Source organism: Saccharibacillus sp. CPCC 101409, from assembly GCF_030518235.1.
Classification (GTDB): domain Bacteria; phylum Bacillota; class Bacilli; order Paenibacillales; family Paenibacillaceae; genus Saccharibacillus.
Genome location: NZ_JAULSA010000028.1, coordinates 26,027 through 39,963 on the forward strand (window position 1 = coordinate 26,027; position 13,937 = coordinate 39,963).

Below are 13,937 nucleotides of genomic sequence, written 5' to 3' on the forward strand. Positions count from 1 at the left end.
TTTCACAAAATCGTCAGCCACGCATACAGCCCCAGCAGCGTCAGAACCAAAGCCGGAACCGTCAGGATGACGCCGATCTTGAAATACGTTCCCCACGAGATCCGGATGCCTTTGCCCGCCAGCACATGCAGCCATAGCAGCGTGGACAGCGAGCCGATCGGCGTGACTTTGGGACCGAGATCGGAACCGATCACATTGGCGTAAACCAGCGCTTCGTGCAGACGGCCTCCGACATCGGCGGTATCGATCGCCAGCGAACCGATCAGCACGGCCGGCAGATTGTTGGTAACGGACGACAGAAGCGCGGCCAGAAAGCCCATGCCCATCGTCGCGGCCAGCATTCCTTCGCCGGCAAACGCGTTAATCAATTCCGCCAGCGCGTCGGTCAGGCCCGCGTTGCGCAGACCGTACACGACGACATACATCCCGATGGAGAAAAAAACGATCGACCACGGCGACGCTTTGAGCACGCCCGGAACCGAAACGGCCGGACTGCGGCGAGACAGCAGCAGAAAGACGATGGCGATCGCGCCCACGATAAACGATACCGGGATGCCGAGCGATTCTCCCGTCAAATAACCGACCAGCATCAGACCGAGCACAATCCAGGAGATTCGGAACAGCCGAATGTCGCGGATCGCTTCGGACGGCTGTTTGAGCCCTCTGTCGTCGAACCGTTTCGGGATGCTGCGCCGGAAGAACGCATACAGCACAAGAGTGCTGGACGCCAGCGCGAACAGCGTCGGAACGATCATGCGCGCCGCGTACTCCATAAACCCGATGCCGAAAAAATCCGCCGATACGATATTGACCAGATTGCTGATTACAAGCGGCATCGAGGTGGCGTCGGCGATAAAGCCGCCCGCGATAATAAACGGGAACACGTTCTTCTCGTCCAGCTTGAGCGAGCGCACCATCGCCAGCACGATCGGCGTCAGGATCAGCGCCGCTCCGTCATTGGCGAAGAATGCCGATACCGCCGCGCCGAGCAGGATCAGGTACAGGAACATGCGCACGCCGCTGCCTTTCGCCGCGCGGGCCATATGCAGCGCGGCCCATTCGAACAGCCCGATCCGGTCGAGCACGAGCGAGACGAGAATGATGCCGACAAGCGCCAGTGTCGCATTCCAGACCACCCCCGTGACCCCGACTACGTCGTGCCAGTCCACCGCGCCGACGATCAGCGCCGCTGCGGCGCCTCCGCAGGCCGACCAGCCGATCGGCAGACCGCGGGGCTGGCGAATCACAAGAAACAAAGTAACGATAAAGATCAAACCGGCCCAGACTGCAGCATGCACACGACAACCTCCGTTTTTTCAGCGAACGTATTCTATAAGTAACACGCGAAGGGCCGTTTCTGAAACGTGGAGGCGAAAACGACAAAAGAGGCGCCTTAAAGCGCCTCCAGAGTGTCGAGAAAGTCCTAGTACTGCGTATCACTTAAATTTCAGGGTACAATCGTTTGAGACGGATTCGGGCATCTTGGGTGGTAAATTGCCAATCCACAGTAGCCTGTGCCGCATTTCGGTCCGATTGCCAAGCGGCTACACGCGAGATCATATCGGCTTTGGTTGCGACATAACCGGATAACGCTTGTCGGCTTAATACGCCAATCTCGATTTCAGCCATGTTTAACCAACTCCCATGTTTGGGCGTGTAATGAATCTCCAGCTTGCTTGCCAGCCGTTTGGCTGCTGCGGGCTCAAAAGCTTCATAGAGCGAACCCAGGCTATGGGTGTTCAGATTATCCATGACCAGTACGATTCGCTCTGCATCGGGATACTGGACGTCCACAAGTTCCTGAATACATGCGGCGAAATCGACGCGTTTACGCGTGTCACTCACGCGCACATAGCGCTTGGCTTCAAGCGGTGCAAACATCATGAATAGATTCACGACGCCATTTCGTTTGTATTCGTAATCCACTCGCTTTGGCGAACCCGGCGCGGCAGGCGTGGAAGGTCGAGTTTCCAGGGTGAGCTGTCGATTGGTTTCGTCCAAACAAATTAATGGACGTTTAGGGTCATAGGGACGTCGGTAGACATCCAGAACGTCCTCCATATGAGCCACAAACTCCCCGGAGGCTTCCGGGATGCACCACTGCTTCTTTAACCAAGGCTTAAGTTGATTTTTTTTAGCATCCGTTGGACGGTCATCGGCGAAATCTCATCGACAATTTCACATTCAACCATTCGATTGGCGAGCATTCGAACCGACCACTTGCTATAGCCTTCTGGCGCTTCGCTGCAAGCTAGCGCAATCAATTTCGCTTCGGTATCTCCGTCGAACTTCATCTTACGATTCGTTTGTTTTTCGCGCTCCAACGCCGTTTCAAAGCCTTTTTCGACCAACCGTTTTCGCAAATTTCGAACGGTAGTTATACTCGTATGATAAGCTTCTGCAATTTGGGCGTCCGACCAGGAAGGGCCAAGTTCGCTTTCGTCGGCTTGGAGCAGCATGTGAGCGTGTCTGATTTTGTAACCGGCCACTTTACCGGTTTGGATCAATTGTTCAAGTTGTGTCCGTTCATCTTGGCTTAATTCGACAACCCATCTTTTTTGCATCGTCAGCACCTCAAATCTGTTTTATTAGATTTATCGGCGTTTAAGACCTCAACTATTAATTCCTTTGGATACGCAGTACTAGTCGTAAAACAGCCATAAAGGCTGCGGAGAAAATTCGTTAGCGTAGGCTTCCGACGTGACTTTCTTCGAAAGTCTTTAGGTCGCTTGTTGAAACCAGGAAGTTTGATTGGATTTCAGTGGAATCTTCCCGGTTTCAAAGGCGAACGCCAGGTCTCCTACACGAAATTTTCTCCTCCGCTTATTGGCTTTTCATCAAACCAGACTTTCTCGACATGTTGAGGCGCTCTAAAGCGCCTCTTCGATCCTGTCGTTCTCCGCTCCGCCCTCATCGCCCCGGTACTCCAATACGTCGCCCGGCTGGCAGTCGAGCGCCCGGCAGATCGCGTTCAGGGTGGCCAGCCGGATCGCTTTGGCTTTGCCGTTTTTGAGGATCGACAGGTTGGCCAGCGTGATGCCGACGCGCTCGGCCAGCTCGGTTACGCTCATTTTGCGCTTGGCCAGCATGACGTCGATATTGATGATTATTGCCATATTCGTCCGTCCCCGCCCTCTCCGCTCAAATCGTCAGCTCGTTCTCCCGCTGCAGTTCGCTCCCGCGCTCTAACAGCTTTTGCAGCAGAGCGGCGCAGGTCACAACGGTCAGCGACAGCAGGATAATCGTCAGCCCCGCCAGCACGATGCCGGGATGCAGCGCACTTTGCGTAAACAAGAACGCCATGCCCGCGATATACAACGCCGCGATTATCAGCGCGCAGCGGCGGATGAAAACGAGTATGGCCGCCGAGGCTGCCGGGAACGAGATTCCGCCGCGCAGTTCGCCGAGAAGCCGGATGGCGCGATGGATCGCCAGGAGGAACGGAACCGCCGTCGCATACAGGCCGAGCAGGACGGGAAGCTTCAAATAAGCAAATTCCGGAAATCGGGCACCCGCCAGCGCCGCCTGGGCCGGCAGCCAGAATATGCAAAGACCGATGACCGTCAAGCCGATTGCGGCAACGAGCGTTTGGAGAAAAGGAATGGCGATTTTCATGGATAACGACCTCCTTCAACATGGAAGATATTTCGGTCCCGGTTGAAAAGAGTATATTCTTTTATTTATCGTTTTGCAATAAATATTTATTGATTTATAATCATGGATTTCTCTAATCCGATTGAAATCAGGTTGCTTTTTTCAGCTTCAGCGTCCGGTTCACCTGTTCCGAACTCAGCAGCATCAGCGCGACCAGCAGCAGCGAGACGGCGGGAAACCAGCCGATTCCGGCCAGTCCGGCGAATACGCCGAACAGCGGAGGCAGCAGCGTGGTTCCGGTGTAAGCCACCGCCATCTGATAGCCCATCAGCCGCGCGGAATTTTCCCGTCCGAACCGGGCCGGCGTCTCGTGCAGCAGGCCCGGATAGATCGGAGCCAATCCGATGCCGATCAGCATAAAGCCGGCGAGCGTCAGGGTGTCCGGCAGCGGAATCAGCAGCAGGAGCGCGCCGAGCGCCGCGATCAGCTGGCCGGCCAGGATCAGCACCCGGTTGTTGACTTTCAGCGTGATAAAGCCCGTAATCAGCCGGCCCAGCGTGATCCCGCCGTAATACAGCGAGATCCAGCCGGCGGCCGTCTGGGCGGACACGCCGCGCGAACCGACCAGGAAGCTCGCGCCCCACAGTCCGACCGTCGTCTCGACGCCGCAGTAGAACAGAAACGCCAGCAGCGACATTTTGACGCCGCGAAGGCGCAGCGGATGGACGGGCGTTTTCGGCTGGCGGCGCGCAAGATCGAGTTCTTCCGGCGTCAGTCCGGCGTCTTCGGGCTCGATCGCCGCCGCGCCGTCGTCTTTCTCTCCGTGCAGGGCGGCGACTTTGCGCCACAGCGGCAGCGTCGCCAGCAGCACGACCACCAGTCCGAACTGGATCAGCGCAACGGCCGTATACCCCTGTCTCCAGGAATCGTGTTCTTTGATAAAAAAAGACATCAGGATCGGGCCGAGCGTCGCGCCGACGCCCCAGAAGCAGTGCAGCCAGCTCATATGGTGCGCTTTGTAATGCGTCGCCACGTAGTGGTTCAGCCCCGCGTCGACCGCACCCGCGCCGAGCCCGAGCGGAATCGCCAGCAGCACCAGCCAGCCCAGAGACGGCGCAAACGAAAATCCCAGCAGCGCCCCGGCGGTCATCAAGCAGCTGATCAGCGTCACAAGTCCGGTGCCGAGCCGCTCGATAATCTTTCCGCTCGCCAGGCTCGATACGATGGTGCCGGCGGCGATGGTCATCGACAGAAGTCCGGCCGATTCCAGCGGCGCGCCAAGATCCGGCTGCATGACCGGCCAGGCCGAGCCCAGCAGCGAGTCCGGCAGGCCGAGGCTGATAAAAGCCAGATAAATCACGATCAGAAACCAGGTTGCCATACATTCAGTCCTTTCCGCGTGTCCGTATGATGGAGAAGACGTTCCAGCGCGCCGAGCGCAAGCGCCGTCAGCCCATGGGAAAAGTCGTCCGAGAAATTGCGGCTCCAGTATATTTCCGGAGCGGCGGGCAGTTCGGAGCTTTCAAGTTCTTCGGCCCAGATCCGCGCCCAGCCGGCCGGGGCTTCCGCTTCTTCGCCGCGATCCCGATACAGCACGATCCGGTCCGGCGCCAGAACGGCGGTCAGGATACGGACCAGCCGGGCGATCACTTGCAGCAGTTCTTCGCCCTGCGGAGGAGCCGCCCAATCGACATCCAGCGGCAGGAATTTGATCTCCCCCGCCATGCCGCTGCGGCCCGGCACGATCCGGCCGTCGAGCGAAATGCCCATGCCGGGAGGGTACTTCTCCGGAAAGTAAATGCCCAGCACCAGCCGCCCCTCTTCCGGCTCGTCTTCGCGGCGCAGCCCCGCTTCGTATCCGCGCACCGCCGCGTTGACGTCGTTCTCCACCAGCACCGGCAGCCCGAATCGTTCTTCCAGCAGCGCCGCCGGATTGACGTCGCGCAGCCTCTCGTGGCTGCTGACCGTAATGCGCCCGTCCACGGTCTGCCCCGGAATGCCGAGCGCAAGAACGCGCACAGCCGGAAACCGTTCCAGCAGCCGCCCGATCCAGCGGAGCAGGCTTTCCGTATTCAGCGCATCGAACGGCTTCTGTTCGCGCAGCAGCGAATCGCCGCGCAGATCGACGACCGACGCAAATACCGTATCCCGCCCTTCGCGCTCGTGCAGATGCAGCACCAGCGCCAGGCTGTACGCGTACTCGAAACGATAAACCGAAGCGGGCCTTCCGCCCGTCGAAGGAGCGAGCGCTTCCTCGGTCAGCTCCCCCCGCTCCGCCAGCTCGCGCACCAGCGCGGCGATCGTGACGACGCTGAGGCCGGTTTCCGCGGACAGCTGCGGTTTGGTCGCCGTTTCCAGTCTTCGCATCGCCCGCCGCACCGCGTTCAGATTGATTTCTTTCATCAGGCCGGTGTCCGCCCGTCCCATAGTCATCCTCCTTGCGCAAACATAATAAATATCCTTTAAAAAGTGTCTCTGGATATTTTGCACCGAAACGGAACGCTTGTCAACCGACAATCGCAAAGCCGTTTCAAACAAACGGAAACGCAAAAAAAGCCGCCTTCTTCTTCAAGAGGCGGCACGAAAATATTCGGTCCTGATTCAGACAAACTCAATCTCTTCCGCGCGCTTGAGCCGTACGCCGGCATCGCCCAGTTCGACATTGTGGCGGTCGATGATCTGCCGCGCCGTTTCGCCGCTCTCGTCGAACGTGCTGTGCCCGTCGCCGACCAGCGTCGGATTATAGCCGAGTTCGGCCGCCCGGCGGCAGGTGGCGTTGATACAGTACTCCGTCTGCATGCCGGCGATCGTAAGCTTCGACACGCCGAGTTCCTTGAGCTTGTCTTCAAGCCCCGTTTCGTAAAAAGAATCGGATGTGCGCTTCTGCAGGATCGTTTCGCCCGGCAGCGGCGCGACGGCGGAATGAATCTGCCACGTATCCGTCCCTTCCGCAAATTCGCCTTCATCCTCGGTATGCCGGATAAACACGACCGGCGTTCCGGCCGCCCGCGCTTTATGCAGCAGCCGAGCGATTCTCTCCGCGACTTCTTCTCCAAGATACACCGGCGGTTCTTCGGCAAACATGGCATTCTGCACATCCACGACCAGCAGTCCTTCCCGATTCTTCATGGATACCGCTCTCCCTGTCGGGCCGCCGCTCCGGCGGAACTTCGGCGCCGTTTGATAGTCGCCGGGAACGCCGGCGGCCCGACAGCGCAGGAGGGCGAAACGTTATTTGCGTCCGCCCGATTCCTTCGCCGCGCTGAGCCCCCGATATTCTTTCGGCGTCATGCCCGTATACGTTTTGAAAACGGATACGAAATACTTATATTCTTTATACCCTACCCGGTCCGCAATCTCAAACACTTTATCGTGCGTCGTCGCCAGCAGATTTTTGGCCTGCTCCATCCGCATTTCGTTCATGTATTCCGTAAATCCCCTGCCGGTGCTCTGTTTGAAAATATAACTGAAATAGCTGGGCGTAATTTTCAGCCAGGCCGCGACTTCCGACGCTTTGAGATCGGTGCGGTAATGCTCGTCCATGTAGATCCGCGCTTTCTCGACCAGCCAGTACGTCTTGTCCAGCCCGCTGCGGCCGATCCGGCCGGCCAGCTCGCGCAGTTCTTCCTTGAGCCGCCGCTCCAGCGCCTCGTACGAATTGAACAGGTTCGGATCGGCCGCCGGCCGGGCGGCGTAGTCCTGTTCGGCCATGCCGCTGCGGCGCAGGCGCTGCCGCAGCAGGGCGGCGAGCTCGTCGCACGCGCCCGCGATCTCCCGGGGCAGAAGCCGCCGACGCCGGAATTCGGCGAACAGCTCCGCGGCGATCTCGTCCGTGTCCGCTTCGTCCTGCCGGAACATCGCGGCCACCAGCCGTCCGGCCGCTTCCGAAGCGTCGAATGCGGCGTTTCCTCCGCCGCGCTCGGCTTCGATTCCGGCGCGATAAGCCGGCAGCAGCAGGATTCGCTGCTCCGACAGATGAAAGGGTAGCAGATCGATCGCATCGAGGCAGCGCGCGCCCGTCTCGGCGGAATCCGCGTAGGGGTCCGACGCGGCGAGGTACAGCCTTTCCTGCTTGAGCAGCGGCACCGTTTCTTCCAGCAGAGCGTCCCAGCGGCCGGAATCGATCCGCTCGTCGGAGACCGCAAGCGTAATCAGCCGGTTCTCGTGATCGAATACCGAAAACGGTCGCAGCGCGCTTTCTTCCAGCTTGCGATGCAGCAGAAGACGCCAGCGCTCGCGCAGCTCTTCGTATTCGCCGCCGGGTTTATCGCCGAAGCGTTCGTTGAAGCGCTCCAGCTGCGTGGCGAGTATGCGGAACCGCGTCCCGCCCAGAGAGGGCGGCGCTTCCGGGCCGTGACCGGCCGCTCCCTGCCGCGCGGCGCCCGCCAGCCACAGCTCGACCTCAGGCCGGATGCTTTTCCCGCCCGATTCCCGCAGCTCGCCCGCGATCCGGCCGATGACTTCGGTAAGTTCGTCGATCTCCACCGGCTTGAGCAGATAATCGCGGACGCCCAGCCGCAGAGCCCGGCGCGCGTAATCGAAATCTTCGTAACCGCTGAGCATCACCACCCGGACGGCCGGAAAACTTTCTTTGAGCCGTCCGGCCAAAGAAAGTCCGTCCATGCCTTCCATGCGGATGTCGGTCAGCACGATATCGACGCCGCCGGATACGAGTCCGAGCGCTTCTTCGCCGTCGTAGGCGATGCCCGCCACCCGAACGCCCAGCGCGCTCCAGTCGATCGTGCGTTTCAGTCCTTCGCAGATAACCGGTTCGTCGTCGACGATCAGCAGCCGGATTTCCGGCCCTTTTTGCGCCATATGGTTGTTGATAGGATTATCCATACTCACGTCGCCGTCCTCCTTCTTGCGGATAATCGCCGAGCGGCACCCGCATGCGAATCCAGGTTCCCTGCGGGGAAGTCCGAACGATTTCGAGTCCGTATTCCGGGCCGAACAACAGCATGATCCGTTCATGAATGTTGGAAACGGCTCCCTGGCGCGTTTCGTCCCTGAATCGCGATTGCAGCAAAGCCTCGACCTCGCGCTTCCGCTGCGGCGTCATCCCCCTGCCGTTGTCGATGACGTCGACCACGATCCCGCCGTCGGCGGAGCGGGCATCCACCCGTACTTCTCCCTGCCGCGTCCGGCGGTCCAGGCCGTGCTTGATAAAGTTCTCGACCAGCGGCTGGATCGTCGTTTTGAGCACAACGGCTTCTTCCAGCCCGGGTTCGATCCGAAGCGAATAGCTGAGCGCGTCTCCCAGACGGCGCTGCTGAAGGAACAGGTAGGATTGAACGAATTCCATTTCCCGCTTGAGCGTGGTGGTGGAACTTCCCCCGCCGACGCTGGCCCGGAAAAACTTCGACAGCATCTCGATCAACCGGCTGGATTCTTCCGCTTTCTCCAGTCTTGCCGTCCAGCGGATCGTATCCAGCGTGTTGTAGAGAAAATGCGGATCCATCTGGCTCTGAAGCAGCTTCAGTTCGGATTCGCGCTCGCGCAGCTCCAGCTTGTATTTCTGCTCGATCAGCTGCTGGATCGTCGAGACCATCTTGTTGAAAGTCCGGTTCAGGTCCGCCAGTTCGTCGCGGGACTTGATCGGCACGCGCGCGCTGAAATCGCCGACCGCGACGCGTCCCGCTTCTTTTTTGAGGCGCAGAATCGGGGTGATGATCGTATAGTGGAAACCGATCAGCGCGCTCAGGCCGAGCAGCAGAATCGCGACGAGGATCGTCAGCATCAGCAGCTTGACGCCCCGGAATTCCTCGTCCACCGTCGTTTCGGGAATCAGGGCGACCATGCTCCACCCGGTGTTTTCGACGGGCGTGTACAGGGTCAGGTAGCGTTCGCCGCCGGAGTCGCCGCCGAACGGACGGGTGAAGAAACCCTGTCTGCCGGAATCCAGCCGTTTCAGCAGTTCGTCGTCCGGTTTGAACGCCGCCGCGTCCGCTTCCGGATTGGCCGCTTCGTCCGTCCCGCTTTTCGAGCCGAGCACGACCTCTCCCTGTTTGCCGATCAGATAGACGCGGCCTTTGCCGTTCTCGAAAATGCCTTTGTCCAGCAAATTGACGATGCTGGCTTCGTCCCGGCGGATAATCAGCCTGCCGAGCGGACGCGTGATTTCGTTGTACGAATTCAGTACGCGGAACATGGAGACCAGGCGTACCTCGCCGTTCCAACCGCTGTGCAGGCTGTAGCCTTCCGTCCACGTTATGCCGCCTTTGCGGGAATCGGCCCGGCGGCGCCACAGCGATTCGTCGCCGCTGAACGGCTCGCCCATGCTGATCTCGCTTCCGTTATAGCCGGAAATTTCGATCGACCGGATATAGCTGCGCGAGATCAGTTGAAATGTCAGGAAGCCTTCGATATTGCGCTTGAGATTCGTCCGCTGGTCGTCGGTCAGAGGCGGCGAAGGCCGCAGGAAGCTGCGCATATCGGGACTGAGAATCATGTAGTTCGCGATATCTTCGATCATCTGGGTTTGTTCCGACAGCTGCGCCGTTACATTGTCGATATTGCGGCTGGTGGAATTGATGAACTGCGCCCGCAGGATCTGGTTGAACTGGTACTGCGCGACGACGCCCACGCCGAAGGTGGGCAGGATCACGAAGAGGAGAAAAATAATCAGCGCTTTGCGCCGCAGTCCGAACGCGCCGAACAACTTGCCGTAACCGATCCTCATGCCTCCTCCTTCCCGTTCGCCGCGGGCAGTCCCGATTCAGCCTTTGACCGCGCCCGCCGTCATGCCGTTGACCAGCTGCTTTTGCAGCAGCAGGTAGAAGATCAGGATCGGGATCAGCGCAATCGTCAGCGCGGCCATTTGCAGCGTCAGGCTGGCCGTTTCGACGCCGACGAAGTTCGCCAGGCCGAGCGGCAGCGTCTTCAGCTCCGTCGACGTAATCAGCACCAGCGCGAACAGGTATTCATTCCAGTTGTAAATGAAGTTCAGGATAATGACGGTCGCAAGCGCGGGTCTTGCGATCGGGAAAATAATCGACCAGAAAATCCGGTACACGCCCGCGCCGTCCATCACGCCCGACTCCTCCAGATCTTTGGGCAGCACCCGCATGAAGCCTTCCAGGATCAGGACGGTCAGCGACAGGTGGAACGCCGTATACGGCAGGATAAGCGACCAGTAGGTGTCCAGCAGATGGATCTTTTGCATAATGAGGAAGATCGGAATCAGCGTGGCATGGATGGGAATCAGCATACCGACCACAAACAGGCTGTATGTCGCTTTTTGCAGCCTGAATTTGAAGCGGGCCAGGAAGTACGCGGCCAGCGCGCCCAGCAGTACCGTGACGGCCAGCGAGAAGAACGTGATAATCAGACTGTTAAAAAAGTAAACGTTCATGTTCGCGATTTCCCAGGCTTTGGCGTAATTCTCGAATTGGAGCACTTTGGGGAACGAAAACGGCCCCGACGAATATTCCTGCTCCGTTTTGAACGAGTTGACGACCATCCAGAAAAGCGGAACTATGTTTATCATAGCGAAGAGCGTCAAAAATGTGTATGCGAATAACTGGAACGGCTTCGAGTTTCTGTTCATATGGCGGCTCCTTTCCTAGGCATCCTTTTCCCGGCCGATGCGGTTGATGATTGTAATCACGATGAGGCTGAACAGCAGAATCAGGATCGAAACCGCGCTGCCGTAGCCGTACCGCATATTGATAAACGCGTTATTGTACATATAAATGGTCATGACTTCCGTCTGGTGCGCCGGACCGCCGCCCGTCAGGATCTGGATCAGGTCGAACACGCGGAACGAGTTGCTGATGCTGAGCACGACGGCGACCATAATCGTGCCGCGGATCATCGGGATCGTGATGCTGAGGATGCGTTTGAGTCCCGTCGCTCCGTCCAGTTCGGCCGCTTCGTTCACTTCCTGCGGGATATTTTGCAGCGCGGCCAGGAAAATGACCATGTACAGCCCGCAGTTCTGCCAGATATACGCGACGCTGATCGACCACATCGACCATTTCGAATCGCCCAGCCAGTTCTGGCTCCAATCGCCGAGACCGAACAGTCCCAGCAGATTGTTGAGCATGCCGTACTCGGTATTGTAGATCATGCCCCAGATGAGCGAGACCATAACCGAGGAGATGACGACGGGCATAAAGCCGATGGTGCGGAAAATGCCAGAGCCCTTGAGGCCGCGGTTGAGCAGCAGCGCCAGGAGCAGGCCGAGCGGAATCTGCCCGAGCAGCCCCGTCGCCATAATCACGATATTGTTCTTGACCGACAGCCAGAACGTATCGTCGCTCAGGATTCTTGTATAGTTGTTCAATCCGGCGAACGTCATCGAGCCGATCCCGTTCCAGTTCATCAGCGAATAATACAGGGACAGGCCGATCGGAACGATCGCGATGCCGATATAGATAACCAGCGCCGGGAGCAGGCCGAGAAAAATAGCCAGCCGGCTTCCTTTGAGCGTTTGCATCGAAATTCCTCCTTCTGCGGCGCGCCGGCGGCGCACCCGATACGGAAGAAAACCCGGAAGCCCGGGTTCTCTGCGGTGAGCCGTATAGGTCTGCGCGAATGCCGGCCTGCGCCGATCAATTCATATTGTCGAACGCTTCCTGTACTTCTTTGGCAAGCTCTTCCGGCGTGCCCTGGCCGATCGTCAGCGCCTGCAATCCGTTTTGCAGCACGTCGACGACTTCCGCCGGCACAACGCTGTCGAATACCGGCGCGGTTCCGCCTTTGGTCAGCTCGATCATTTCTTTCAAATACGGGCTGGCGTCTTCCGGGATATCGATATCGGCCGGTACGTTGACCCCGCTGCGGACCAGCTCGGTATACAGGTCTTCATTCACAAAATACTGCATAAATTCTTCCGCGGCCGCTTTGGTTTTCTCGTCGAGACCGCTTTTGATCGCGATGCCGTACTGCACGATGCCCGCGCTTTTCGCCGGGTCGCCTTTGCCGCCTTCCACCGAAGGGAACAAAGCGATGCCGAACTTGTCGCCGTTTTCGTTATTGATCCGCACCCGCCCGTCGACCGTAGCGGACGAAATGTGCATGGCGGCTTTGCCCTGGATCAGATAATCCTGCGCCTGCACGGAATCCATGTTGTTGGCGTCGACGTTGAAAGCTTTGAGCTGCGAAAGTTCCTGAATGACGGCCAGCGCCTTCACAAACTCGGGATCGGTGAACTTCGCTTTTTTCTCCATCACCGCCGGCAGGAAGTCGCTGCCCGTGAACCGGTCGCCGATGATCGAGATGTACGACGATTGAAGCGGCCAGCGTTCTTTGTTGCCGAGCGAAATCGGCGTGATGCCGGCTTCCTTGAGCTTCTTGATCGCGTCGATAAATTCGTCGTAGGTCGCCGGGAACGTATCGTAACCCACCTGCGCGAACAATTCTTTGTTGTAATAAATAATATCGACGAAGTTCTGCTTGGTCGGAATGGCGTACTGCTGACCGTCGACGTTGAAGCCGGCCAGCGCTTCTTCCGGCAGGATCGACGACCAGCTGTCCATAATATCGTTGATCGGCTGGACCAGCTTGCCTTCGACCAGCGGAGCGAGATCGGCGCCGGGCCAGACGACGTTGATGTCCGCCAGATTGTTTGCCGCCGCAAGTGTCCGCAGCTTGGTCTTGTACTGCTCCGAAGCGACGCCGTCCTGCTTGATTACGATATCCGGGTGCTCTTCTTCGAACTTGGCGATTCGCGCTTTGTACACTTCGTTGTCCACGTTGGGCGAAGTCCACGGATGCGTCATGGTCAGCGTGATCTGGTCCCCGTCTCCGCCGGAACTGCCTCCGCTCGCGTTGTCGGTCTTGGGAGCGAACCCTCCGCACGCGGTCGTGACCGTCAGCAGCATCGAAGCGGTTAAGCCGAGCAGCGCTTTTCTGCCTGTTTTGCCGAAGAATTTCGAACTGGCATTTGTCTGTTTCATAATCAACCCTCTTTCTGTGTAATCGATCTGTAGAGCGGCAAAATGCGAGATGGAATATTTGTTATCCCGGTTCGTTATGTAGACGATTATAAAGCCTTTTCAAAAGGATCTATATCCCATGAATCTTCGATAATATCCTAAAATATTAAGATGAAAAGGCGAAAACTTCGAAAAAACAATAAAAATCGGGTGTTTGAGTTATTAAATGTAACATGAAATGAAATAAACAGAAATTTTCGTCTGAAATAGTAAGCGTTTTCATTTATTTGTATGGAAAAAGCCGCTTGAATGCGGCTTTATTTTACTCCTTCGTCAAGCACGTGATCGACCAGTTCGTCCAGCGGAACGGTGGCGAGCGCGATCGCCGTGTCGGTGACACCGTAGTAAATGTACAGCAGGCCGTCTTTGACCACGTTGCCGGTCGGGAAGACCACGTTCGGA

The 13,937-nt window shown here is 58.0% G+C and carries 13 protein-coding genes; all 13 read right to left on the reverse strand.

All coding sequences use genetic code 11. From position 1 onward, the window contains the following. Window positions 1–2 precede the first annotated feature (2 nt). Entirely contained in the window at window positions 3–1,298 is a 1,296-nt protein-coding gene (locus QWJ34_RS26205) for an arsenic transporter (protein WP_302732064.1), read from the reverse strand. 142 nt (window positions 1,299–1,440) lie between these two features. Then, window positions 1,441–2,564 (reverse strand): IS630 family transposase gene (locus QWJ34_RS26210; RefSeq protein WP_302732065.1). Its coding sequence is split into 2 segments (ribosomal slippage): window positions 1,441–2,141 and window positions 2,141–2,564, totalling 1,125 coding nucleotides; the frame shifts between segments, so codons are not numbered across the junction. A 306-nt stretch (window positions 2,565–2,870) separates the two neighbouring features. Beyond that, window positions 2,871–3,116 carry a helix-turn-helix domain-containing protein gene (locus QWJ34_RS26215; protein WP_302732066.1) on the reverse strand — a complete coding sequence of 82 codons (246 nt, stop codon included), beginning with the start codon at window positions 3,114–3,116 and terminating at the stop codon, window positions 2,871–2,873. A 25-nt stretch (window positions 3,117–3,141) separates the two neighbouring features. After that, complete coding sequence (locus QWJ34_RS26220; RefSeq protein ID WP_302732067.1) at window positions 3,142–3,615, reverse strand: DUF2975 domain-containing protein; 474 nt, start codon at window positions 3,613–3,615, stop codon at window positions 3,142–3,144. Window positions 3,616–3,742: 127 nt separating this feature from the next. Next, complete coding sequence (locus QWJ34_RS26225; RefSeq protein WP_302732068.1) at window positions 3,743–4,975, reverse strand: MFS transporter; 1,233 nt, start codon at window positions 4,973–4,975, stop codon at window positions 3,743–3,745. Next, the gene (locus QWJ34_RS26230; RefSeq protein ID WP_302732069.1) at window positions 4,957–6,021 is read right to left on the reverse strand and encodes an ROK family protein; all 1,065 of its coding nucleotides are present in this window, start codon (window positions 6,019–6,021) and stop codon (window positions 4,957–4,959) included. The genes QWJ34_RS26225 and QWJ34_RS26230 overlap by 19 nt, the downstream gene beginning before the upstream one ends. A gap of 174 nt (window positions 6,022–6,195) precedes the next feature. Beyond that, window positions 6,196–6,723 (reverse strand): cysteine hydrolase family protein, encoded by a 528-nt coding sequence (locus QWJ34_RS26235; protein WP_302732070.1) that lies wholly within the window; start codon window positions 6,721–6,723, stop codon window positions 6,196–6,198. A gap of 102 nt (window positions 6,724–6,825) precedes the next feature. After that, entirely contained in the window at window positions 6,826–8,436 is a 1,611-nt protein-coding gene (locus QWJ34_RS26240; RefSeq protein ID WP_302732080.1) for a response regulator, read from the reverse strand. Beyond that, on the reverse strand, window positions 8,429–10,276 hold the full coding sequence (locus QWJ34_RS26245; RefSeq protein ID WP_302732071.1) for a cache domain-containing sensor histidine kinase: 1,848 nt from the start codon (window positions 10,274–10,276) through the stop codon (window positions 8,429–8,431). Before QWJ34_RS26245 ends, QWJ34_RS26240 begins: the two co-directional genes overlap by 8 nt. Window positions 10,277–10,312: 36 nt before the next feature. After that, window positions 10,313–11,083 (reverse strand): carbohydrate ABC transporter permease, encoded by a 771-nt coding sequence (locus QWJ34_RS26250; RefSeq protein WP_302732072.1) that lies wholly within the window; start codon window positions 11,081–11,083, stop codon window positions 10,313–10,315. Between the two features lie 75 nt (window positions 11,084–11,158). After that, window positions 11,159–12,034, reverse strand: a complete 876-nt coding sequence (locus tag QWJ34_RS26255) for a carbohydrate ABC transporter permease (RefSeq protein ID WP_302732074.1) — start codon at window positions 12,032–12,034, stop codon at window positions 11,159–11,161. Window positions 12,035–12,149: 115 nt separating this feature from the next. After that, window positions 12,150–13,496, reverse strand: coding sequence for an extracellular solute-binding protein (locus QWJ34_RS26260; RefSeq protein WP_302732076.1), 1,347 nt, complete (start codon window positions 13,494–13,496; stop codon window positions 12,150–12,152). A gap of 296 nt (window positions 13,497–13,792) precedes the next feature. Continuing rightward, window positions 13,793–13,937, reverse strand: a 145-nt coding sequence (locus QWJ34_RS26265) for a glycoside hydrolase family 130 protein (RefSeq protein ID WP_483314312.1), incomplete at its 5' end; no start/stop codon positions are given.

Bases quoted from the DNA above. Each gene is read 5' to 3' on its own strand.
- QWJ34_RS26235 (WP_302732070.1), bottom strand. From the start codon at position 6,723: ATGAAGAATCGGGAAGGACTGCTGGTCGTGGATGTGCAGAATGCCATG.
- QWJ34_RS26245 (WP_302732071.1), bottom strand. From the start codon at position 10,276: ATGAGGATCGGTTACGGCAAGTTGTTCGGCGCGTTCGGACTGCGGCGC.
- QWJ34_RS26225 (WP_302732068.1), bottom strand. From the start codon at position 4,975: ATGGCAACCTGGTTTCTGATCGTGATTTATCTGGCTTTTATCAGCCTC.
- QWJ34_RS26260 (WP_302732076.1), bottom strand. From the start codon at position 13,496: ATGAAACAGACAAATGCCAGTTCGAAATTCTTCGGCAAAACAGGCAGA.
- QWJ34_RS26250 (WP_302732072.1), bottom strand. From the start codon at position 11,083: ATGATAAACATAGTTCCGCTTTTCTGGATGGTCGTCAACTCGTTCAAA.
- QWJ34_RS26255 (WP_302732074.1), bottom strand. From the start codon at position 12,034: ATGCAAACGCTCAAAGGAAGCCGGCTGGCTATTTTTCTCGGCCTGCTC.
- QWJ34_RS26220 (WP_302732067.1), bottom strand. From the start codon at position 3,615: ATGAAAATCGCCATTCCTTTTCTCCAAACGCTCGTTGCCGCAATCGGC.
- QWJ34_RS26240 (WP_302732080.1), bottom strand. From the start codon at position 8,436: ATGGATAATCCTATCAACAACCATATGGCGCAAAAAGGGCCGGAAATC.
- QWJ34_RS26230 (WP_302732069.1), bottom strand. From the start codon at position 6,021: ATGGGACGGGCGGACACCGGCCTGATGAAAGAAATCAATCTGAACGCG.
- QWJ34_RS26215 (WP_302732066.1), bottom strand. From the start codon at position 3,116: ATGGCAATAATCATCAATATCGACGTCATGCTGGCCAAGCGCAAAATG.